The 20,854-nt window shown below is 56.0% G+C and carries 21 protein-coding genes and 2 pseudogenes; 5 read left to right on the top strand and 18 right to left on the bottom strand.

The annotated features are described in order from the left end of the window. Positions 1 to 48 precede the first annotated feature (48 nt). From THINI_RS01445 to cmk, 3 genes are all read right to left on the bottom strand, one after another. Positions 49 to 354 carry an integration host factor subunit beta gene (locus THINI_RS01445; RefSeq protein WP_002706906.1) on the bottom strand — a complete coding sequence of 102 codons (306 nt, stop codon included), beginning with the start codon at positions 352 to 354 and terminating at the stop codon, positions 49 to 51. Positions 355 to 486: 132 nt separating this feature from the next. Then, a complete protein-coding gene (rpsA, locus tag THINI_RS01440; RefSeq protein WP_002706905.1) occupies positions 487 to 2,154 on the bottom strand; it encodes a 30S ribosomal protein S1 in 1,668 nt (555 codons plus the stop codon). A 122-nt stretch (positions 2,155 to 2,276) separates the two neighbouring features. Next, positions 2,277 to 2,933 carry a (d)CMP kinase gene (gene cmk / locus THINI_RS01435; protein WP_002706904.1) on the bottom strand — a complete coding sequence of 219 codons (657 nt, stop codon included), beginning with the start codon at positions 2,931 to 2,933 and terminating at the stop codon, positions 2,277 to 2,279. 77 nt (positions 2,934 to 3,010) lie between these two features. Here cmk and THINI_RS24890 point away from each other — a divergent pair, with 77 nt between their 5' ends. Further along, positions 3,011 to 3,184: a hypothetical protein gene (locus THINI_RS24890; RefSeq protein ID WP_002706903.1), complete on the top strand. Its 174-nt coding sequence runs from the start codon at positions 3,011 to 3,013 to the stop codon at positions 3,182 to 3,184. 148 nt (positions 3,185 to 3,332) lie between these two features. Continuing rightward, positions 3,333 to 4,345, top strand: a pseudogene (locus tag THINI_RS01430) (IS3 family transposase). Positions 4,346 to 4,393: 48 nt separating this feature from the next. Here THINI_RS01430 and THINI_RS01425 read toward each other — a convergent pair. Genes THINI_RS01425 through THINI_RS01395 form a run of 7 tightly spaced genes read right to left on the bottom strand, consistent with a single transcriptional unit; the run spans position 4,394 to position 10,637 of the window. Then, a complete protein-coding gene (locus THINI_RS01425) occupies positions 4,394 to 6,115 on the bottom strand; it encodes a nickel-dependent hydrogenase large subunit (RefSeq protein ID WP_002706902.1) in 1,722 nt (573 codons plus the stop codon). A 10-nt stretch (positions 6,116 to 6,125) separates the two neighbouring features. Continuing rightward, complete coding sequence (locus tag THINI_RS01420; protein ID WP_002706901.1) at positions 6,126 to 6,575, bottom strand: hypothetical protein; 450 nt, start codon at positions 6,573 to 6,575, stop codon at positions 6,126 to 6,128. After that, complete coding sequence (locus THINI_RS01415; RefSeq protein WP_002706900.1) at positions 6,572 to 7,951, bottom strand: (Fe-S)-binding protein; 1,380 nt, start codon at positions 7,949 to 7,951, stop codon at positions 6,572 to 6,574. Before THINI_RS01415 ends, THINI_RS01420 begins: the two co-directional genes overlap by 4 nt. Then, a complete protein-coding gene (locus THINI_RS01410) occupies positions 7,948 to 8,610 on the bottom strand; it encodes a hypothetical protein (protein ID WP_002706899.1) in 663 nt (220 codons plus the stop codon). Before THINI_RS01410 ends, THINI_RS01415 begins: the two co-directional genes overlap by 4 nt. Further along, positions 8,607 to 9,719, bottom strand: a complete 1,113-nt coding sequence (locus tag THINI_RS01405) for a hydrogenase small subunit (RefSeq protein ID WP_040838955.1) — start codon at positions 9,717 to 9,719, stop codon at positions 8,607 to 8,609. The genes THINI_RS01410 and THINI_RS01405 overlap by 4 nt, the downstream gene beginning before the upstream one ends. After that, positions 9,706 to 10,128 carry a HupH hydrogenase expression protein gene (locus THINI_RS01400; RefSeq protein ID WP_002706897.1) on the bottom strand — a complete coding sequence of 141 codons (423 nt, stop codon included), beginning with the start codon at positions 10,126 to 10,128 and terminating at the stop codon, positions 9,706 to 9,708. The genes THINI_RS01405 and THINI_RS01400 overlap by 14 nt, the downstream gene beginning before the upstream one ends. Next, positions 10,125 to 10,637, bottom strand: a complete 513-nt coding sequence (locus tag THINI_RS01395) for a HyaD/HybD family hydrogenase maturation endopeptidase (protein WP_002706896.1) — start codon at positions 10,635 to 10,637, stop codon at positions 10,125 to 10,127. Before THINI_RS01395 ends, THINI_RS01400 begins: the two co-directional genes overlap by 4 nt. Positions 10,638 to 10,776: 139 nt before the next feature. Between THINI_RS01395 and THINI_RS01390 the strand changes: the two genes are divergently transcribed. The 3 genes from THINI_RS01390 to THINI_RS01380 all read left to right on the top strand — a co-directional run bounded on the left by THINI_RS01390 (position 10,777) and on the right by THINI_RS01380 (position 13,644). Next, positions 10,777 to 11,022 (top strand): HypC/HybG/HupF family hydrogenase formation chaperone, encoded by a 246-nt coding sequence (locus tag THINI_RS01390; protein ID WP_002706895.1) that lies wholly within the window; start codon positions 10,777 to 10,779, stop codon positions 11,020 to 11,022. A 92-nt stretch (positions 11,023 to 11,114) separates the two neighbouring features. Then, the gene (locus THINI_RS01385) at positions 11,115 to 12,851 is read left to right on the top strand and encodes a SulP family inorganic anion transporter (protein WP_002706894.1); all 1,737 of its coding nucleotides are present in this window, start codon (positions 11,115 to 11,117) and stop codon (positions 12,849 to 12,851) included. 49 nt (positions 12,852 to 12,900) lie between these two features. Beyond that, complete coding sequence (locus tag THINI_RS01380) at positions 12,901 to 13,644, top strand: carbonic anhydrase (protein WP_002706893.1); 744 nt, start codon at positions 12,901 to 12,903, stop codon at positions 13,642 to 13,644. Between the two features lie 67 nt (positions 13,645 to 13,711). Here the strand turns inward: THINI_RS01380 and THINI_RS01375 are convergent, their stop codons facing one another. The 8 genes and pseudogenes from THINI_RS01375 to fghA all read right to left on the bottom strand — a co-directional run bounded on the left by THINI_RS01375 (position 13,712) and on the right by fghA (position 20,853). Continuing rightward, the gene (locus THINI_RS01375; protein ID WP_002706892.1) at positions 13,712 to 15,031 is read right to left on the bottom strand and encodes a sensor histidine kinase; all 1,320 of its coding nucleotides are present in this window, start codon (positions 15,029 to 15,031) and stop codon (positions 13,712 to 13,714) included. Next, positions 15,007 to 15,669: a response regulator gene (locus tag THINI_RS01370; protein ID WP_002706891.1), complete on the bottom strand. Its 663-nt coding sequence runs from the start codon at positions 15,667 to 15,669 to the stop codon at positions 15,007 to 15,009. The genes THINI_RS01375 and THINI_RS01370 overlap by 25 nt, the downstream gene beginning before the upstream one ends. 12 nt (positions 15,670 to 15,681) lie before the next feature. Further along, on the bottom strand, positions 15,682 to 16,077 hold the full coding sequence (locus THINI_RS25895; protein WP_211206954.1) for a COG4705 family protein: 396 nt from the start codon (positions 16,075 to 16,077) through the stop codon (positions 15,682 to 15,684). After that, positions 16,023 to 16,499: a COG4705 family protein gene (locus tag THINI_RS25890; protein WP_211206953.1), complete on the bottom strand. Its 477-nt coding sequence runs from the start codon at positions 16,497 to 16,499 to the stop codon at positions 16,023 to 16,025. Before THINI_RS25890 ends, THINI_RS25895 begins: the two co-directional genes overlap by 55 nt. Before the next feature lie 32 nt (positions 16,500 to 16,531). Continuing rightward, entirely contained in the window at positions 16,532 to 17,245 is a 714-nt protein-coding gene (locus THINI_RS01360) for a COG4705 family protein (protein WP_281054685.1), read from the bottom strand. Positions 17,246 to 17,278: 33 nt separating this feature from the next. Further along, positions 17,279 to 18,288, bottom strand: a pseudogene (locus THINI_RS23990) (ISAzo13 family transposase). Positions 18,289 to 18,709: 421 nt separating this feature from the next. Beyond that, positions 18,710 to 19,900 carry an MFS transporter gene (locus THINI_RS01345; protein WP_002706888.1) on the bottom strand — a complete coding sequence of 397 codons (1,191 nt, stop codon included), beginning with the start codon at positions 19,898 to 19,900 and terminating at the stop codon, positions 18,710 to 18,712. Between the two features lie 116 nt (positions 19,901 to 20,016). Continuing rightward, the gene (gene fghA, locus THINI_RS01340) at positions 20,017 to 20,853 is read right to left on the bottom strand and encodes an S-formylglutathione hydrolase (RefSeq protein WP_002706887.1); all 837 of its coding nucleotides are present in this window, start codon (positions 20,851 to 20,853) and stop codon (positions 20,017 to 20,019) included. Position 20,854: the final 1 nt, after the last annotated feature.

The raw sequence follows: 20,854 nt of genomic DNA, 5'->3' as shown, positions 1-20,854 counted from the left end.
ATTGTGCCTCCCTTTGTGCATTTGTGCGCAAAAACAGCAACAGCCCAATTAGTCCTGAATAGCATACTGTTCGCGGGATTCGTTGACCCGTTCACGCAATTCCTTGCCGGGCTTGAAATGGGGCACGTGCTTGGGCGGCAAGGCTACTTGATCACCGGTTTTCGGGTTGCGGCCTTTACGCGCAGCGCGGTGGTGCAACGAGAAACTGCCAAAACCACGCACTTCTATACGTCCACCATCGGCCAGTGATTCGCTCATTTTGTCCAGCAGCAGTTTCACGGAAAGCTCTACATCGCGGCTGCTGAGATGGCTTTGTTTGCGTGACAAAATATCAATGATTTCAGATTTGGTCATCCATTCCACTCCTGATCAAGCGACGGGATTATTGCTGATTGGCATTTACCGGGGAACTGGCAGATGTGGGTTAACCGCATCTGCCAGAACTATAGGCTATCCATAGCCCTTATACCTTCCTGATGGCGATTATTATTCGCCCATCTGTTCCTTGAAGATATCGCCGAGAGACGTGGAAGCACCACCGGAACGGCCAGTGTACTCACGCATCACGCGGGCTTCTTCCTCATCATCCTTGGCCTTGATGGACAGGTTAATGGAACGGGTCTTGCGATCAACACCCATGAACTTGGCTTCAATGGTGTCGCCTTCTTTCAGCAGTGTACGAGCATCTTCCACGCGGTCACGGGACAGTTCAGAAGCGCGCAGGATGCCTTCGATGCCTTCACCCAGATCAATTTTGGCGGCCTTGGGCGTGACTTCAACCACAGTACCCTTGACTACGCTGCCTTTGGAATGGGCTGCCACGAAGTTTGAGAACGGATCCTGCTCCATCTGCTTGATGCCGAGGGAGATACGCTCACGCTCTGGGTCAACAGCCAGTACGACCGCTTCCACTTCGTCACCTTTCTTGTAGCTACGCACAGCTTCTTCGCCCGGCATGTTCCAGGAAATGTCAGACAGGTGAACCAGGCCGTCGATGCCGCCATCCAGACCGATGAAGATACCGAAGTCAGTGATGGATTTGATCTTGCCGGAAACGCGGTCGCCCTTGTTGTGGTTGGCTGCGAACTCATCCCACGGGTTAGGCTGGCACTGCTTCATGCCCAAGGAAATACGACGGCGCTCTGCGTCGATGTCGAGGATCATGACTTCCACTTCATCGCCCAGGGTTACAACTTTCGCAGGGTTGACGTTCTTGTTAGTCCAGTCCATTTCAGAGACGTGCACCAGACCTTCAACACCATCTTCGATTTCAACGAAGCAGCCGTAGTCGGTCAGGTTGCTAACCTTGCCAAAGATGCGGGTGCCGGATGGGTAACGGCGCACCAGATCTTGCCATGGATCTTCGCCCAGCTGTTTGAGGCCGAGGGATACACGGTTCTTGTCGCGATCGAACTTGAGGACTTTAACGTCGATTTCATCACCGATATTGACCACTTCGGAAGGATGCTTGACACGCTTCCAGGCCATGTCGGTAATGTGCAGCAAACCGTCGATGCCACCCAGGTCGAGGAACGCGCCGTAGTCGGTGAGGTTCTTGACGATACCCTTGACTACCTGACCTTCTTGCAGGTTTTCCATCAGCGCTTCGCGTTCCGCGCTGTATTCTTCTTCTACTACTGCACGGCGGGAAACAACCACGTTGTTGCGCTTCTGGTCGAGCTTGATCAGCTTGAATTCCAGTTCCTTGTTTTCCAGATAGGAAGTGTCGCGCACAGGGCGTACATCAACCAGGGAACCCGGCAAGAACGCACGGATGTCGCCCAGTTCAACCACAAAGCCGCCCTTGACTTTACCAGTGATGGTGCCGGTGATGATTTCTTCGTTGTTGAAGGCTTCTTCCAGAATTTCCCAAGCACGCAGACGGCGGGCTTTTTCACGGGAAAGGCGGGTTTCGCCGAAACCGTCTTCCACGGTATCCAGAGCCACTTCTACCAGATCACCAACTTTGACGGTAATTTCGCCGCGCTCGTTCTTGAACTGCTCGGCTGGGATAACGCCTTCGGATTTCAGGCCAGCGCTAACGATGATGAAATCGTTACGTACTTCGAGAACTGTTGCATTGAGCAGAGCGCCCGGCTGCATTTGGGTGTAGGAAAGGCTCTCTTCAAACAGTTCAGCAAAACTTTCAGTCATGAATAAAAATACCTGTTAAACAATGATTATCGCCAACGCATTCCTTGCATGACGGGTTAAAACGTAAAAAGCCCGGACTTCCTGGTCAGGGCTAGCTCGAAATTATTTTTCAAATCAAATGGTTACGCAATATGGCGTAAAACTACCGCGAATACTTCGCCCCGATCCAGCGAACTGGTATCTATTAACACTGCATCATCAGCAGGTTTTAGCGGGGCTACCGGGCGGCTGGCGTCGCGCTCATCGCGGGCATTGATGTCCTGAATAAGGTCGCAGAGTTTAGCACTAAGCCCTTGTTCACTCAACTGTTTCAGGCGACGTTCGGCACGTATTTCGGCGCTGGCCGTCAGGTAAAACTTATGGTTTGCCCCAGGGAAAACGACCGTACCCATATCACGGCCATCGGCAACCAGCCCGGGAGACTGCTGGAAACTGCGCTGAAGCTCAAGCAGGGCTGCACGTACAGCAGGCAAAGCGGCAATTTTTGACGTGGCGCTGGCGCAGTTTTCGTTGCGGATTTCACCTGTAACGACTTCGCCATCCAGCCAGGCTTCCCCATCCCGAAATTCGATTTTCAGGATGGGAATCATGGCTGCGAGTGTGGTTTCATCCTGCAAATCCAGCTTGCGTTGTAACGCAGCCAATGCGGCTACGCGGTAAATGGCACCACTGTCGAGCATGTGCCAACCGAGTTTTTGCGCCAACAGGCAGGCAATCGTGCCCTTGCCCGCTCCGGCGGGGCCGTCGATGGTGATGACAGGAACAGTATCAATGTGCATGGCATTACGAGGGGTTCTGAAACGGAGCCTGAAGGATACTATATCGCTCTCCGGATGGCATCTGGAATTCATAGCTGATGTTACGCAGTAGCCAGTGTGGCCAGCGATATTTCGAGGATGAACAGAACTGCCTCGACTTCTACACAGACTACCTGAGCGTCACCTTTGACTACGCGACGGCGACCGGATTGACCAACCTGTTGGGGGTGTTCTGGTCAAGTAAAACCGGACACCTTGTTAAGCGGATTTAGCCCATTGCCCCGTCTCAAATTCAATCGGGGCTTTGTCCCCAATGGTTGTATACCGTCGGCAAATGAAAATTCGGTTTTCTGATCCGGCCCAGCACCTCCGGACACAGCAAGAAGTGAGTACACTACGTACTTGACCTTGAGGTGAACGATGAAAACTGCAAAAACCGACAAAAAGCCCTATACCCGCCACAGCGCCAGCTACAAGGCTGAAGCCCTGAAACTGGCAGAGCGGCTTGGTGTACCTGAAGCAGCGCGGCAATTGGGCTTGCGCGAACCGCAACTGTACCAATGGCGCAGCCAGCAACAGCACCAACAGACGGTCAGCCAACGTGAACAGGAACTGTCAACCGAAAACGCCCGCTTGCGCCGTGAACTGGCAGTAGCACAGGAAGAGGTGTCCATCCTAAAAAAAGCCAGCGGCAACAAAAAGCTGAGTTTGATCAGGAGGTTGCCCGCTTGTTTACCAAACACAAAAGCCGTTCCGGCGCACGCCGGTTGCAACGTATATTGGTCAAACAAGGCCATGCCTGTAACCGCAAGACCGTTGCTGCCAGCCTGCGCCGCCAAGGGCTGGTTGCCAAGGCTGCCCGTAAGTTCAAGGCCACCACCAACAGTAACCACAACCTGCCGGTATTTGATAACCTGCTGGGGCAAGACTTCACCGCCACAGCACCCAACCAAAAGTGGGTGGGTGACATCACCTACCTGGGGACAGACGAAGGCTGGCCCTATCTCGCCGTTGTGATTGACCTGTTTTCACGCCAGGTGATTGGCTGGGCTATGGGTGAGCGCATGACCGCTGATTTGGTGTGTGATGCCCTGCAAATGGCCATTTTCAAGCGCAAACGCCCCAAAGGCGTGGTTGTGCATTCTGACCGTGGCAGCCAATACTGTTCACATGCCTACCGGGATTTGTTACAAAAGTATCAACTGCTTGGCAGCATGAGTGCCAAAGGGAACTGTTATGACAATGCCTGTGCTGAAAGCTTCTTCCATTCCCTGAAAGTGGAGGCCATCCAGGGTGAACGCTTTGCCACCCGTGAACATATGAAGCAAACCGTGTTTGAATATATCGAAACGGACTACAACCGCAACCGCCTGCACAGTACACTTGGCTATCTCAGCCCGGTGGACTTTGAGGCTAAAGCTCTCACTTCTTGAGATGTCCGGAATTGCTGGGTCAGATCACTTTCAACCTATCCATCACCATTACCTCACTTGTACCTTGATCAGCTCTTCCCCATCCGGGTCGGTCACATGCACGGCGCAGGCAATGCACGGGTCGAAACTGTGGATGGTGCGCAGGATTTCGACCGGCTGTTTCGGGTCGTGCAATTCGTGACCTGCCAGCGAAGCCTCATACGCGCCCGGCTGGTTCTGCACGTCACGCGGCCCGGCGTTCCAGGTGCTGGGAACGACTGCCTGATAGTTGTCGATCTTTTGATCCTTGATCACGATCCAGTGCGCGAGTGCGCCGCGCGGGGCTTCCATGTAACCGACGCCCTGCGCTTTGGATGGCCAGCTGGAAGGCTCCCACAAGGTTTCGTTGAAGGTCTTGGTGTCGCCCGCCTTGATGTTGGCGACGAGGTTGTCGAACCAGGTCTGCATTTTGTCGGCGATGATCTTGGTTTCCAGCGTGCGTGCGGCGGTGCGGCCCAAGGTGGAAAACAGCGCTTCGATCGGCGCATCCAGGTATTTCAGCGAGTAATCGACCAGCGCCTTGGTGTGTTCGTGGCCGGTGGCATACAGCATCAGCACCCGCGCCAGTGGCCCGACCTCGACTGGCTGACCTTTCCAACGCGGTGATTTCATCCAGGAATAGGACTGATCCACTTCCAGTTGGGTGTACGGCGGTTTGGGGCCGGTGTAATTGAGTTCGGTTTCACCCGCATACGGATGCAAACCCTGCTGCTTGCCGCCGCTGTAGTCGTACCACGAATGCGCGACGAATTCCTGAATCTGGTCTTCCGCATTCAGGTCGACGGGGTGGATTTTCGACAGGTCGCGGTTGAGGATCACGCCCGCCGGAATCAGGAAGGAAGACGGATCATCCATACCCTTTTCCGGGAAATCGCCGTAGGTCATGAAGTTGCCCAAGCCTTCGCCCTGCTTGAACCAGTCCTTGTAGAAACTGGCGATGGCCAGCGTGTCGGGCACATACACCTGATCGACGAAGGTTTGCATCTGCTTGATGATGGTCTGCACCTGCGCCAGCCGTTCCATGTTGATGGCGGAATCAGAATTCAGGTCAATCGCGCACGGTACGCCGCCCACCAGGAAGTTAGGGTGCGGGTTTTTGCCGCCGAAAATGGCGTGCAATTTGGCCACATCGCGCTGCCATTGCAGGGCTTCGAGGTAGTGCGAAACCGCCATCAGGTTGGCTTCCGGCGGCAGCTTGTAGGCCGGATGCCCCCAGTAAGCCTTGGCGAAAATGCCCAGTTGCCCGGCCTCGACGAATTTCTTCAGCTTGGTCTGCTGATCGGCGAAATAACCGGCGGAGGCATTCGGCCAGCTCGGCGAAATCTTCTGCGCCAGCTCGGAGGTCGCCTTCGGATCGGCCTTGAGCGCCGACACCACATCCACCCAGTCGAGCGCGTGCAAATGATAGAAATGCATCACATGGTCATGCACGTATTGCGCCGCGATCATCAGGTTGCGGATTAGTTGCGCGTTGGGCGGAATGGTGTAATTCAGCGCGTTTTCCACCGAACGCACCGAGGCAATGCCGTGCACCAGCGTGCACACGCCACAGATGCGTTGCGCATACGCCCAGGCATCACGTGGGTCGCGCCCGCGCAGGATGATTTCGATGCCGCGCACCATGGTTCCGGCAGAATACGCCTGCTCGATGGTGTTGCCGTTCATTTGCGCTTCGATGCGCAGGTGGCCTTCGATGCGGGTGATGGGGTCTACAACGACACGGTCTGTCATGTTCTTGTCCTCAAATGTCGTTCAGGAACTGCTCAAGGATGCGGTACTGTACCTCGCTTTCCTCGTGCATGGTGGCGTCGGCGGATTCGATCATGCCGCAGGTACGCGCCATGCGCGCATTGGCAGCGGCTTCCCAAGCTGGGGCTTTGGCTTCTTTCGCAGGTGCAACCAAAGCGGAGGCGGCGCGGGCGACGAAGTAACCGGCCTGTGAAGCCCAGTCACAATCCGCGCCGCAGCGGGTGTGGCTTTCCAGCGCGGCGGCCTTGGCATTCCTGAAAGCCAGCGCTAGTTCATCATCGGCAATGGTTTCGGCATTGGCGGCGGCGTCCAGCACCTTGCCAACGGCAGGGTCAGCGGTCAACTCCAGCACATTGCGCACGAAGGCAGCGCCTACCCGGCGTTGTTGCGCCAGACTCAGTTGTTCCAGTTCCTTGCGGAAATCAGCGTCATTGGTGATCATGCCGCACCTCCCTTGTCAGAAAGAGAAATCCCCCCTAACCCCCCTTTTTCAAAGGGGGGAACCTGATCCGTGCCACTCTCTCTTGCCTCCCCCTTTGCAAAAGGGGGATTGAGGGGGATTTTCTTCAAATGGTCAGCGATCATTTCCGTCAGGCCAACCACCGGCATATCCATCTGGTTGACTTCCAGTCCTTCCTCCAACTGGATGCGGCAGTTGGCACAGGCTGTCACCAGCGTGTCGACGCCCAGTTCGTCCAGTTGCTTTTTCTTGCGCTGGAAGGCTTTGAGCTTGACCTCTTCGGCGTCTTCGTTGGCAGACACACCACCACCAGCACCGCAACACCAGTTCATGTAGCCATGGTCGGACATTTCCACGAAGTTTTTCGCCACCATGTTGAGCAGGTTACGGGGTTGCTCGATGACACCGCCACGGCGCACCAACTGGCAGGGGTCGTGGAAGGTCATTTTGGCGTCCTCGAAACCTTCGGTTTGCAGCAGACCTTCCGCCCGCAATTCATCCAGAACCTCGACGATGTGCTTCGCCGCGAAAGTGTAAGGCCGCCCGATCAGATTGGGGCCTTCCCAGCGCAACGCGGTATAGGCGTGCCCACATTCGGGGCTGATCACGGTTTTGACTTTCAGCTTTTCGGCGGCGTTGACGATGCGGCTGACCAGCTCCCTCGCAATGTCTGACGAGCCAATCTGGATGCCGGAGTTGGTGGCCTCGAAACAATCCGAACTCAGCGTCCAGGTCTTGCCTGCGTTGGTGAGGATTTTGCCGACGGCTTCCAGATATTCCGGGTAGTTCATGATTTCCATCGAGGACAACATCAACAGGTATTCCGCGCCCTCCTTGTCGAAAGGCACTTCCAGACCGGTGGCTTTCTCAATGTGTTTGACCTGCGCTTGCAGGGCTGGCAGGCGCACACCCATCGGGCTACCGATCTGCACGGCACGGGTGGAAGCACCGACCAGCCCTTCCGGCACGTGTCCGGAAGCGACCATGCCTTCACGCATCTTGCGGATCATGTAGGTGATGTCGTTGCCGACCGGGCAAACCGCCGAGCAACGTCCGCACAGGGAGCAGTTGTTGTAAACCAGCTCCTGCCATTCGGCGAGTTCGGTATCCGTGACAGGCTTGCTTAGCCCCAGGGCTTTTTTCAGTTTGCCGATCAGGGTGTATTCCTGTTCCCACACGCGGCGCATCGGCTCCAGCTTGTAGATGGGCGTGAATTTGGGGTCAGGGTTTTCGGTGTAGAACAAACAGGCTTCCGCACACATCCCGCAATGCACGCAGGAGGAGAAGAAACTGGCCATCGGCGCGTCGAGTTGCGCCTTGAATTCGTTGAGGCCGCGTTCGAGTGTCAGCGTGCTCATGACTTCACCCCCCGCATCCCCATGGATGCGCCGTTATACCAGCGGGACAGGAACAGCGTGAAGGTATGCATCAGCTTGGTGAAGGGGAAGATCACCAGCAGGAATTCCACGCTCAGGATGTGCAGCGCCTGCATCAGTTGCGGCGACAGCAGCAGATGGTGGTAAGCCATGTAGCCGGTCAGCAGCGGCACGAAGGTTGCGCCCCACACCAGATAATCAGAGGGAGTCGACAGGAAGCGCTTGACCGGATGATGCAAACGATGCACCAACACCGCAATCAACGCGATCATGGTGACGACGGCAAACGCATCCACCACCGGGGTGGAAAGATTCGGCCAGCCGAACCCGATCACGCTCTTGAACAATTCCACATGCGCCGCCAGCATGAAGATCACCACGAACAGGCCGATATGGAACACATACCCGCTGACGATGGTAAACATGGAGCGGTCGAACGTCGCCCGATCCACCGGCAGCGAACGCCGCCACATTTCCCGCAACCCACCCTTCATCGGGTCGCTGCGTGACACGGCGAAATTGTGTTTGCGCCCCAGCGAGAGGATTTCAAACAGGCGTAACGCCAGCCCTGCGATAAAGATCACAACTGCTGCGGTAAACGCAGGCCCTTTTACCCACAACAGGAAATCGACTTCATTCATGACTGTGACTCCTGATTCAGTTCTTCGACCGTCACGGTCTTGTGTAAACCTGCTGCATCCGCCTTGGTTTTCTTGTTCACGGCAGCCACCGCAACCCCGGCGGCGATACCCGCAGCAGCGGCGTAAACCACCGTCTTCCCGGAAGCACCGGAGGGAACCGACAAAGCCTGGTACAAACCACCGAAATCCCAGAAATCGGGTTCGGAACAACCAATGCAACCATGCCCGGACTGGATCGGGAAACTGGTTCCCTCATTCCATTTGGTGGTGGCGCAGGCGTTGTAAGTCACCGGCCCTTTGCAGCCCAGCTTGTACAGACACCAGCCTGCTTTCGCGCCTTTGTCATCGAAGGTTTCAGCAAACAGGCCACGCTCATAGAACGGACGGCGATAGCAACGGTCGTGGATGTTCTGCCCATAGAAGGCTTTCGGACGACCCAGGCTATCCAGTTCCGGTAAACCGAAAGTGAGGAAATGAGCCAATACACCGGTAATCACCACTGGAATCGGTGGGCAACCGGACACATTGATAATCGGCTTGTCCTTGATGATGTCGGCAACAGACGCCGCACCGGTCGGATTCGGGTTCGCTTTCGGCAAGCCACCAAATGCCGCGCATGTGCCGACTGCCACAATAGCCGCCGCGCCCGCCGCCGCTTCCCTCAGCATATCCACATTGCTGATGCCTGCGATGGTGGAAAAGCCAGGGTTGTCGAGCGGAATGGAGCCATCCACCACCAGCACATATTTGCCGTAGTTTTCCTTGATCGCTTCTTCGCGGGCTGCTTCTGCGCCATAGCCTGATGCGGCCTGTAGGGTATGGTGGTAATCCAGCGAAATGGCGTCGAAGATCAGCCCTTCGATACTCGGGCTATGGGAACGGGTCAGGGATTCGGTGCAGCCGGTGCATTCCTGGAAGGAAAGCCAGATCACCGACGGGCGTTTGGCCTGCTCCAGCGCAGCCGCGATTTTGGGAACCATCGCCGGGGCAAGCGCCATGCTCGACGCCAGCAGGGTGCAGAACTTCAGGAAACCGCGCCGCGAGATGCCTTGCGAGCGCAGTTGCTCCCCTACAGTTGGGTGACGGGGAACCTCATCATGTTGTTTCATCCTCATTGCCTTCCTCCATCGCGAGAATTGTGCTCATCGTAGCCAGCCCTTCCTTGATATCATCACATTGGGAACGCAGGATTTCCGGCGTATGACCGATTTCGACGAAATAGCCAATCCGCTGCCCACTGTCGTCGAAGTGTTCTACCCGCCACACACCTGCGTAGCCACTTTCCCGCAAGCGGGTTTTACCCAGCACATTGAGGGTAATGTCCACCTCGCCTTCACCCAGAAACTCATCCAGTTGTGCAAACTCCTGCGGGGAAAAAGGCAGGCTATGCAAATCGATCATGCCATGCGTTCCGCTGGTAACGAACCCGCTCAGTGCATGATGGATTTCATGCATCACGGGACGCAGGTTGCCGGTTGCTACTGCTTCGGACTGGACTGGAATATCATTCAATGTCATTTGGCTATCTCCAACTTGGGTGCTTTATGTTGTCGGCAGGGTGGGTGCTCCTCCAGCTCCCACTTCTGCAACAGGTTGGCGGCCAGACGACCCGCCAATGGAATGTTTTCTTTTACCTCAGGGGTCGGCTCCTCCCCCCAATCAAACGTTTCATACTGGATGCCGACTAGCGCACGATGCCTGGGCAGATGCCCTGATAGCCGGGCAATGTCCATCAGATCCAGCAAACCGACTTCATGGGCGCTGCGTTTGGCTGTCCCGAGGAAATGATCCATGGCCTCATCCTCGTAGCAGCACAAAGTACCGGGTGGCGCATTCAGCTCAACGGCGTCCAGCACCAGCAAGTGATCGTGGCTTTCTATTTCACCGGCAAGGGAAAAGCTCAGTGTGCCACCATCCATATAGGTTACATCGGGAAACGCATCAAAATATCTCTGCATGAATTTCAATAAATGAATCCCGACGCCTTCGTCCCGTAACAGAATATTACCAATACCCAATACCAACATTGTTTTGCACTTATTCGGTTTCGTTAACAAGATGAGCCATTGTCTACCCTTTTCTCCCCATTCGTTTGACATTGGTCAAAACAAGCCGGTATCTGCGCGGTAAGATTGGAAAACCTTGACCTGAATTAGGAAAAATCGCATGTGTCTGGCCATTCCCATGCAAGTGATAGCCGTTGACGATAGCGGCCTGAGCGTGCGCTGTGAGGCACGTGGAATCGAGCGGGAAGCCGGTTTGCTGATGTCGCAGGGCGAAGAAATCGCGGTAGGTGATTACGTCATGATCAGCCTGGGGCAGGTCATGCAAAAAGTGACAGCAAAGGAAGCTGCCATCGCTTGGGCGCATTATGACGAAATTTTTGCGGCGATCGATAATAAACACGCCTAAAACAACATGACCAATGCGGATTCACCCTACATTAGGGAATTCTGATGTGTTAAGATTCGCCCCCATTCGCGGCATCCCGAGGCTTCTGCACCATGAGAGAGATTTTCCTGCCTTTTTTGACCTGGTTTGGGCTAATCAACAAAGACACCCTGAAAGCTGACTTCTTTGCCGGGTTAACCGGCGCGGTTATCGTACTTCCCCAAGGCGTTGCCTTTGCCGCCATCGCTGGCCTGCCTCCCGAATACGGTTTGTATACCGCCATGATCACGCCGATCATCGCCGGTTTGTTTGGCTCCTCCCTGCACCTGATTTCAGGCCCGACCACCGCCATTTCACTGGTAGTATTTTCCGCCATCAGCCGTTATGCTGAGCCGGGAAGCGCGCAATTCGTCCAGATGGTGCTGACCCTGACATTTCTTGCCGGTATTTACCAACTGGTATTGGGTCTGGTGAAAATGGGCAAAGTAGTCAACTTTGTGTCGCATACGGTGGTGATCGGCTTTACGGCGGGCGCGGCTATCCTGATTGCCACCAGTCAGATGAAACATGTACTCGGTATCAAGATTCCGCAGGGTGAATCCTTTGTGCATACATGGATGGATGTGTTCATGGGGATTCCTAGCATCAACCTATCCATTCTGGGCGTGGCCATATTTACCATGCTATCTGCGCTGGTTATGAAACGCTACCTGCCGAAAATGCCGCATCTGTTGTTCGGCATGGTGATGGGCAGCCTCGCCAGCATGGTGCTAGGTGGCGAAGCGAATGGCATCAAATACGTAGGCGAAATCCCTGGCCATCTGCCGCCGCTGTCGCTCCCTGAATTTTCATTTGCAGCCATCAAACAGCTGGCTTCCGGTGCATTTGCCGTGGCGCTGCTGGGTCTGATCGAAGCTGTTTCCATCGCCCGTTCCATCGCCACCAAATCACATCAGCGGCTGGATGGTAACCAGGAATTCATCGGCCAGGGCTTGTCGAACATCGTTGGCAGTTTCTTCTCCAGCTATGCAGGTTCTGGCTCCTTTACCCGCTCCGGCATCAACTATTCTTCCGGGGCGAAAACGCCAATGTCGGCCATTTTCGCCGCCATTTTCCTCGCCCTGATTGTGTTACTGGTCGCGCCACTGGCGGCTTACCTGCCAGTAGCCGCCATGGGCGGGATTATCCTGCTGGTTGCCTATAACCTGATTGATTTCCACCACATCAAGCACATTCTGGAAAGCAGCAGATCAGAAACCTCGATCCTGGCGACCACCTTCTTCGCCACCCTGTTCCTGGAGCTGGAATTTGCCATTTACATCGGCGTGATCCTGTCGCTGGTCATTTTCCTGATGCGCACTTCCCTGCCCAACATCGCGGATCTGGCCCCAGACCCGAACGAGCCGCGCCACAAACTGGCGGAAGTTGCCGAAGTCGGCCTGCCGGAATGCCCCCAGCTCAAGATTATCCGTATCGACATGTCGATCTATTTTGGTTCACTGGACAAGGTGCAACGCGAGCTGGCCTGTATTGCCGAAAAACAGGGCATCAAGCATGTGCTGATCGTGGGCGAAGGCATCAACTTCATTGACCTGGCTGGCGCTGAAATGCTGATCCAGGAAGCCAAAAGCCTCAAGGCCATCGGCGGTGGCCTTTACATCCAGGGCGTCAAGAACAAGGTGTTCGACTTCATGGACCGCATCGACTTCCTGGCCGACTTTGGTGAGGGCAATATCTTCTCCAGCAAGGAAGCCGCCCTGCACTCCCTGAGCCTGCGTATGAATCCAGACATTTGCGCAACCTGCACCAAACGCATCTTCCGCGAATGCGCCAAACTACCGGGCGCGTAAGGGCAATACCCATAACCAAGTTTTTTCGCAACAACGAAAGGAACACCACATGAAACAATGGCTGATTACTGGCGCACTGCTGCTTTCCTCCGCAGTCGCCAATGCCGAACAGGCAGCACACTGGACTTATGAAGGCGCGGAAGGCCCCGAACATTGGGGTGAACTGGCCGACGCCTACAAAGAGTGCGCCATCGGCAAAAACCAGTCCCCCGTCAACCTCGACAGCAAAGCCGAAGTTGAAGCTGAACTTTCCCCCCTGACGCTGGCTTATCAGGCTGGTGGCAACGAAGTCCTCAACAATGGCCACACCATCCAGGTCAAGTACGAGCCGGGCAGCACCCTGACACTGGATGGGCACGATTACGAATTGAAGCAGTTCCATTTCCACTCACCAAGCGAAAACCAGTTCGACGGCAAAAACTACCCTATGGAAGCGCATCTGGTTCATGCCGACAAGGATGGCAACCTGGCAGTTGTCGCCGTCATGTTTGAGGAAGGCGCAGAGGCCAATGCTGGCCTGAAGCAGTTCTGGCCGCAAATGCCGAAAGAAGCCGACAATACCGTTGCGCTGACCGACAAGGTGGACGTATCCGCCCTGCTGCCAGCCGACCATGATTACTACCGCTTCAACGGCTCCCTCACCACGCCTCCCTGCACGGAAGGCGTGACCTGGCTGGTCATGAAACAACCTGTTGTCGCCACTGCTGATCAGGTGAAAATCTTTGCCGACATCATGGGCCACCCTAACAACCGCCCTGTGCAACCACTCGACGCACGTGTTGTCATGAAGTAATTTTCCTCCTTTGCCGATTGGCTAAGCAGAGGTTGCCCCTTGCGACCATTCAAAGTCGGAGGGGGCTTTATTGCTGGAGCGATTGACAATACTCAAACAGCAGTCCGCCGCCCTTCCGGTTTGCCAGCCGAATGCTTCCCCCTAGCCGTTTGGCAATCTCCTGACTGATCGCCAACCCTAACCCGTTACCGGGTTCAGCACTGACACCAACGCGGTAGAAGGGTTCAAATACCTGCGGCAATTCTTCTTGCGGAATACCACAACCTGTATCCGCCACTTGCAGTACAGCCTGCCCGTCGTCCGCAAACAGGCTGATATCCACCTGCCCGCCTGCCGGTGTGTAGCGGATGGCATTTTCGACGGCATTGCGTACCAGCACACTGAGGTTACCCGCCCTATCCTGCACCAACAGGTTTTCATTGCGCAGCATCCCCAGGTCAATGGACTTGGCTTCTGCCAGCGGGATCAACTCCGCAATGGTTTCCTGCACGGTTTGGCGAAAATTAATCTGGGTGGCTTCCGGCTGGTTTTCCCCTTGCAAGCGTGCAAGATTGAGCAGATGGGCAACCAGGGTACGCAAACGTTCCATGCCTTCCTGCACCGGCAGCAGCCGCTTGCGGGATGCTTCCAGCGTATCGGCCTTGGCCAGGTTTTCAACCAGCAGGGAGATAGCGGTTACAGGGGTACGCAATTCATGCGCGGCATCGGCGACAAAGCGCTGCTGCTGGGTAATGGCTTGCCGCAAGCGTTCCAGCAGGCGGTTGAGGGAATGGGTGAACGGCAGCAATTCCAGCGGTACACGCTGGTCAGGCAAGGCATCCAGACGGTTTTCATCACGCTTGTCTACCGCATTAGCAAGCGCCCGCACCGGTAGAAAACTCCGGTTCACCGCAAAACTGACCACCGCCATCAGAACGGGAGCCAGTAGCAATACGGGTAACAAGGTGCGCAGGCTGCTTCCCCACGCCACTTCGTCGCGCACTTCGGTTTGCTGGCTGACCGCAAAGCGCCCCCCCTGACCTGCCGCCGAGGTTGGCGCGGTATAAACAAACACCCGCCAGCCTGTTCCCGCCAAATCCAGCGTATGCAAGCCATCCGGCAAGTCTGCGGGAATCGGCAGGCTTTGCGTGTCCCTATCGCCCAACCGCTGCACCACCAAGGTATCTTCCGGGTCAACGTCGCCCGGCAGGCTGATGCTGCGCGTGCGGCTTGCGACCAGCGCCCCCACCTGCTGCAACAGGGAATCCTGCAATTCCCGCGCTTCATCGAACGCAGTCCAGCCGGAAACAACGCCCGCCAGCAGGGAAAACGCCAGCACCGCCGACAATATCCAGCGGTTCAGGTTCTGCTGAAGTGAACGGTTCAGTTGCCTTTCGCCACCATCCATCCCACACCCCGTACATTTTTGATGGCGTCACTGCCCAACTTTTTGCGCAGGGAATGGATGATGAATTCGACGGCATTGCTTTCCACTTCCTCATTCCAGCCGTAGATACGGTCTTCCAGTTCCGCGCGGGAAAGGATGGTTCCGGGGCGCAGCAATAAAGCCTGCAACAAGGCAAATTCACGGGCAGGCAGCGTAAAAGTGGCTTCACCCCGCGTGACCTCATGGGAGGCAGGGTCAAGTTCAAGGATGCCATTCCCCAGGATGGGGCTGCCACTCCCCTGATGACGCCGGGAAACTGCGCGGATACGTGCCAGCAACTCATTCATGGCGAAAGGTTTGACAATGAAATCGTCTGCCCCCAAGTCCAAGCCCTGAATACGGTCTTCCAAGCTATCCCGCGCGGTAATGATGATCACTGGCAGCATGTGCCGTGCCTGACGTAGCTGCTCCAGGACTGCCAGGCCATCCCTGCGTGGCAACCCCAGATCAAGCAGCAGCAAGTCATAAGCCTGTGCAGTGATAGCGGTGATAGCAGACTCGCCATCCCGCACCCAATCAAGCGCATAAGCCGCATCCCTGAAGGCTTGCTGGATGGCTGTGCCGATCAGCCGGTCGTCTTCGGCAAGCAAAATACGCATGATGCTCCTGTATCAGTCCAATTCGGGAATGGCTTTCCCTGATTTCTCCACCTGTATTTCCCGGTAAACCGCCAGCACCAGAATGATGGCAAAAAACGCGGATGAACCTACTGTACCAAGATCAAGCCCTCCTTTCTCATGCGTTTTGGTCAGAAGGTCGCCGAAGGTTGCACCAAACGGGCGGGTCAGCACAAAGGCCAGCCAGAACAGCAAGGTACCGGATACTTTAGTGTAGAAGTGCAACAAGGCAATCGCCACCAGCATACCGGTAATCAGCATGGCGCTAGTACCGAACCCCAAACCCAGCGTGTCCGCCAAAAAGTCACCGGCAGCCGTACCCAAGGTATTGGCAATCAGGAACGCCAGCCAGTAGAACACTTCCACCGGGGTATTGGTGACATATTCCACATTTTGGTGACATATTCCACATTGATGCTCTTTTCTTTCACATACCACGCCAGCAACACAATCAACAGCAGCGTTACCAACAGCGCGGAACCTGCCGCATAACCAAGCCCCAAGGTGCGGTCGATGAAATCGGAAATGGCCGTTCCCGCAATGGCGGTGGCGGTGAAGGTCAGCCAGTAGGTCACCGGTTCATAACGCTTGATCGCCAGCTTGCCCCCTAGGAACACGGCAAACAGTCCCAGAAAAATCAGGATGGTCGTACCGTAGCCGAAGTCATAAGTCATGGAAAACATGTCCGCCCCGGTTTCCCCCAGTGTGGTGGAGGCAATCTTGATCACCCAGTACAGCAGGATGATGTGCGGAACACGGTTAATGAGGGTGTCCACTGCGCGGGCATCCATGGTTGTTACATTCGTAGTCATGGTGTTTTTTCGTCTCGTCATATTGTAAAAAATCAGGCTGCGTTTTCAGCCAACCTGGGCGCATCAACGTGGGAAACGGTCAGGTAGCCCACCAAACCCAGGATCGCGGCCAGGAAAACGGCAGTGGTTCCCACGGTTCCCAACCCCAAACCACCATTGGCGGCATCCTGCGACAACCAGTCGCCAATGGAAGCACCCAGCGGGCGGGTAATGATGTACGCCAGCCAGAACGCCAGCACACCGTTCAGCTTGAAGGCATAGAAACCGGTAGTAATCAGGGCAATCACGACACCAAAGATCAACGCAGAAGTGGCATAACCCAGCCCAACAGATTCCGCCATCAGGTCGCCAGCAGCAGTCCCCAGCGCAAAGGTGAAGAGGATGGCAGCCCAGTAGAACAGCTCCCGGCGCGCGGTGTAGATGCTGTGAATGGAGAGTGATTGCTCGACGCTATACCACAGCCAGAACGCCACGACCAGCAAGGCGCTGAAGGCGATGGTGGACACTTCCAGCGGCACGCCCAGGTTATCTGTCAGGTTGTCGGTAATCAGCGTACCGACGATACTGACCATCACCACAGTCATCCAGTACAGCCAGGGGATATAGCGTTTGGCTTTGACCTGTACGAACAGGAAGCCAGCCAGCAACACGCCCATCAACGCGGAAGTGGCAGGCAGGCCGAAGTGAAGGTTGAAAATCAGGAAATCCGCGCCGGTTTCACCCACGGTGGTGGCGAGGATTTTGATGATCCAGAAATAAGGTGATTTACCTCAAAGACATTACCCAAAAACAGGGCGAATCAGAATGTCCCATTTTGGTAAAGCAGCATTTCTTTCCAGCCTCGCCTCAACAGCCTCCATAGCTTTTTTGCTGAGGGTCACACCCTTCTCATAAACCTTGCGACTGAATTCGACCATGGGGTTGATGCCTTTCCAGGTCATGGTTTTTGCCCATTCCAGCAGGGTTTCGGCATCCTTGAGCTGGGTGCCGTTCCAGTGTTGTTCCAGAATCCCCCAGCAGCGTTCAATCGGGTTGTACTTGCTGTGGTAAGGCGGGTAGTACAGCAGGTGGACTGTCTTACCGGTATGGTTGGCGAATTCCACCATGCGCTTGAGGAATTGCGTCCTGATCCCGCTGCTTTCCGGGCCATTGTCCGCTTTGATCTGGATGCACTGGCAGGCGTCCTTGTCAGCAGAAGGCATCTGTTCCCATACCCGGCACAGGGAATCCACGATGAAGTCACTGGTTTTGCTGGAACTGCCGAAGGTCAGGTAAACCTGCCCACTGTCCTCATCCAGTACGCCAAAAGGGATGTATTTCTCTTTGCAGCCCATCTCATGGTCAGCGGCTTTATTGTCACCCCGTGTTTTCCCGCCCCGTGAGTAGTCACCGATGTTGACGGTCGCCTTGCAGTCCATGCTCAGGCGTTTGACCGCCCCATCGGCAAACTGCCCATCGTTGGCCTGGATATTGGCGAAGATGGCGTCGGTTTCTGGAATTTTTTTTGCGGCTTGGCTTTCTCCACCTTGCGCAGGCGGTAGCCATTCCGGTTGAGTATCCGCGCCATGGTGCTGGGGGCGGGCACTTGTCCACCGCTGAAACCCATGGCCTGTAACTGCCGGATGGCTTCCGCCGCCGTCAGGCGGGTGTAGGCGATGCTGCTGCGGAATGTCGGGTCTTGCTGGCTATGTGCTTCCGCCAGCGCCAGCAAGGCGGCTGCCGCTTCCGGCTGGGTTTCCTCCCAGCGCTTCTGGCCACAATACGCCGCCTGCGCACCCACGCAAACCATGCCGCTGCGCTGTTCCTCCAAACCCAACTGCACCCCCTCCCGACCCCAGCCAAAACACCTTTCAGTCTGGCGGGCGTTGCCTGCACAATATTTCCGGCTCATGTCCGCCTGGAACGCACGGCGGGTGCTGCCAGACATTTTCGAGGCCGCCAGTTTCAGGTCGGCTATCTGGGATTCACTCAGGATCGGGTTAGCTGTTTGGGGTTCGGGGGGCATGGGGATAGGGACTCCGCTTGTCGATAAGACAAGTGTAGCCATTGCGGGGGAATCTTTCAGGGAAATCCCCTAAAAGGTAACGATGACCGGCACCTTGACCAGCGCCGAATTAGCGGCCATTTCGTTCATGTTGGTAAGACTCCTGAGTTTGCTCTCTGTCCACATTGGACTGGGGAAAGCTTACCCAGCAAAACTTAGCCCTGACTTAGGCGGCAGGCTTTACCTCTTGTGGAGACCATGCCATCCACAACAACGGCAGGCTTGCCAGCGAAACAACAGCCGCCACCTGAAATGCCGTGCCTGCTGAAAAAGCCACCCACAACCAGCCAAAACCGACCCCGGCCAATAACTGCATCACCCCGATCGTGAGATGAAACAACCCGAATGATGTGCCGCGCAATTCCCCCGGAGCAAGCTGCGCCACCCTTGCAGCCAGCAAACCTTGCGTCAGCCCCATGTGCAAACCCCACAGGCTGATCCCCAGCCAGAAAAGCGCCCCGGTCGTTGCAGCTTCCGCCAGCGACCATTGTGAAATTGCCAGACACGCCATACCCACCAGCAACAAACCGCGCTGCCCGATGCGTTCCGCCAGCACCCCCACCGGCCACACGCTCACGGCATAAACCGCGCTGTAAACCACCAGCACCAAGGGAATCCACACCAGCTGCAAACCGTTTTCCTGCGCCCGTAACACCAGTAACGCATCCGTCATTCTTGCCAGCGTCACCACCCCCGTCAGCACTAATAGCAGCCAGTAGGTAAACGGCAACTTGCGGGCATCCCGCCAGTGCAGGCGCGGTTTGCTGTTACCCTCCCCTATTCCATCCGGCTCCCGCACACCCCACAAAATCAGCCCCACGCAGGCCAGCGCCGGAATCACCGCTACCCACATCACCAGCCGCAGATCGTGCGAATACCAGTACAACATCAACATCGCCAACAATGGCCCGGCAAACGCCCCCACCGTATCCAGCGACTGGCGGATGCCATAAGCCGTGTTCAGCAACGCAGGTGGCGTCACATCCGCCATCAACGCATCTCTTGGCGCTCCCCGGATACCCTTGCCGATACGGTCAACGAAACGCGCCGTCACCACTTCCAAAGCAGTATTCGCCAGCGGGAACACCGGCTTGGTCAGTGCCGCCAGCCCGTAACCGGTCAGCACCAGTGCCTTACGCTTGCGGAAACGGTCGGAAATGACACCGGAAAACACTTTCATGATGGAAGCGGTCGCCTCGGCAATACCCTCCACAATCCCCACCGCCAGGACTGACAGCCCCAGCGTGGTCGTGAGGTAAACCGGCAACACAGCATGGATAAATTCCGATGACATATCCATGAACAGGCTGACCAGACCGAGCATCCAGACAGTACGGGGAAGTCGGGGAAAGCGCATGGGCAACTCCTGGGTTAGGGTACAAGCCCCGTAACAGTGGTGTGGCGTCACAGACAATCTCTGCATCCAGCGCGCAAGGCACGCTTAACTGCCCAAATAGATGATGTTAGTGTGTGTCAGGCCATCGCCTGCGCGTGCCAAGCAATATGTTCGCCAATGAAGGTAGCGATGAAATGGTAACTATGATCGTAGCCTGCCTGCATACGCAGTGTTAACGGCACTTCTGCCTGCTGGCAGGCGGCGGCCAGGCTTTCCGGCAGCAACTGGCCTTCCAGCAGGAATTCATCCGCAGTGCCCTGGTCGATGAAAATCTCAGGTATGGATGCGCCGACCCGGATCAGGCAGGTGGCGTCATAAGCTTCCCACAGAGATTTGTCGTCACCCAGATAGGCAGAAAAACAGCCTTGGCCCCAGCCGCATTCGGTTGGGTGGCAAATAGGGGCAAAGGCCGAAACCGAGCGGTACATGCCGGGATTTTTCAGCGCACAGATCAACGCACCATGCCCGCCCATTGAGTGCCCGCTGATGGAACGCACGCCGGGAATCAGTGGCAGGTGCTGTTCCACCAATGCTGGCAGTTCGGCGGTCACGTAGTCGTACAGGTGGTAATGCGTTGACCAGGGCTCCTGCGTTGCGTTGACGTAGAAACCGGCACCCTGGCCGAGGTCGTAACGCTCCGGCACATCCGGCACGTTTGCCCCGCGCGGGCTGGTGTCGGGGATGATCAGCGCAATGCCGTGTTCGGCGGCGTAACGTTGTGCCCCAGCTTTGACGCGGAAGTTGTCATCCGTGCAGGTCAGGCCAGACAGCCAGTACAGCGCTGGCACCCGGCCATCCGTCGCTTGTGGTGGCAGAAAAACCGAGAAGGTCATGCTGCACCGGCAGCTTGCCGACTCATGTGTGTAACGGTTTAGAAATCCGCCGGATTCCTTGATGCTTTCAACCAGTTTCATG

The sequence above is a fragment of the Thiothrix nivea DSM 5205 genome (assembly GCF_000260135.1).
GTDB lineage: Bacteria > Pseudomonadota > Gammaproteobacteria > Thiotrichales > Thiotrichaceae > Thiothrix > Thiothrix nivea.
The sequence above is the reverse complement of the archived record's forward strand: the minus strand, read 5'-3'. Positions and strand labels throughout refer to the sequence as shown.

Coding starts and splice junctions, on each gene's coding strand:
- THINI_RS01425 (WP_002706902.1), bottom strand. CDS start 6,115: ATGACAGACCGTGTCGTTGTAGACCCCATCACCCGCATCGAAGGCCAC.
- THINI_RS01375 (WP_002706892.1), bottom strand. CDS start 15,031: ATGGATGGTGGCGAAAGGCAACTGAACCGTTCACTTCAGCAGAACCTG.
- THINI_RS01370 (WP_002706891.1), bottom strand. CDS start 15,669: ATGCGTATTTTGCTTGCCGAAGACGACCGGCTGATCGGCACAGCCATC.
- THINI_RS01400 (WP_002706897.1), bottom strand. CDS start 10,128: ATGACATTGAATGATATTCCAGTCCAGTCCGAAGCAGTAGCAACCGGC.
- THINI_RS01395 (WP_002706896.1), bottom strand. CDS start 10,637: ATGTTGGTATTGGGTATTGGTAATATTCTGTTACGGGACGAAGGCGTC.
- THINI_RS25890 (WP_211206953.1), bottom strand. CDS start 16,499: ATGACTACGAATGTAACAACCATGGATGCCCGCGCAGTGGACACCCTC.
- THINI_RS01345 (WP_002706888.1), bottom strand. CDS start 19,900: ATGCGCTTTCCCCGACTTCCCCGTACTGTCTGGATGCTCGGTCTGGTC.
- THINI_RS01410 (WP_002706899.1), bottom strand. CDS start 8,610: ATGAATGAAGTCGATTTCCTGTTGTGGGTAAAAGGGCCTGCGTTTACC.
- cmk (WP_002706904.1), bottom strand. CDS start 2,933: ATGCACATTGATACTGTTCCTGTCATCACCATCGACGGCCCCGCCGGA.
- THINI_RS01445 (WP_002706906.1), bottom strand. CDS start 354: ATGACCAAATCTGAAATCATTGATATTTTGTCACGCAAACAAAGCCAT.
- THINI_RS01405 (WP_040838955.1), bottom strand. CDS start 9,719: ATGAAACAACATGATGAGGTTCCCCGTCACCCAACTGTAGGGGAGCAA.
- THINI_RS24890 (WP_002706903.1), top strand. CDS start 3,011: ATGTTACGCAGTAGCCAGTGTGGCCAGCGATATTTCGAGGATGAACAG.
- THINI_RS01420 (WP_002706901.1), bottom strand. CDS start 6,575: ATGATCACCAATGACGCTGATTTCCGCAAGGAACTGGAACAACTGAGT.
- THINI_RS01385 (WP_002706894.1), top strand. CDS start 11,115: ATGAGAGAGATTTTCCTGCCTTTTTTGACCTGGTTTGGGCTAATCAAC.
- THINI_RS01380 (WP_002706893.1), top strand. CDS start 12,901: ATGAAACAATGGCTGATTACTGGCGCACTGCTGCTTTCCTCCGCAGTC.
- THINI_RS01415 (WP_002706900.1), bottom strand. CDS start 7,951: ATGAGCACGCTGACACTCGAACGCGGCCTCAACGAATTCAAGGCGCAA.
- fghA (WP_002706887.1), bottom strand. CDS start 20,853: ATGAAACTGGTTGAAAGCATCAAGGAATCCGGCGGATTTCTAAACCGT.
- rpsA (WP_002706905.1), bottom strand. CDS start 2,154: ATGACTGAAAGTTTTGCTGAACTGTTTGAAGAGAGCCTTTCCTACACC.
- THINI_RS01390 (WP_002706895.1), top strand. CDS start 10,777: ATGTGTCTGGCCATTCCCATGCAAGTGATAGCCGTTGACGATAGCGGC.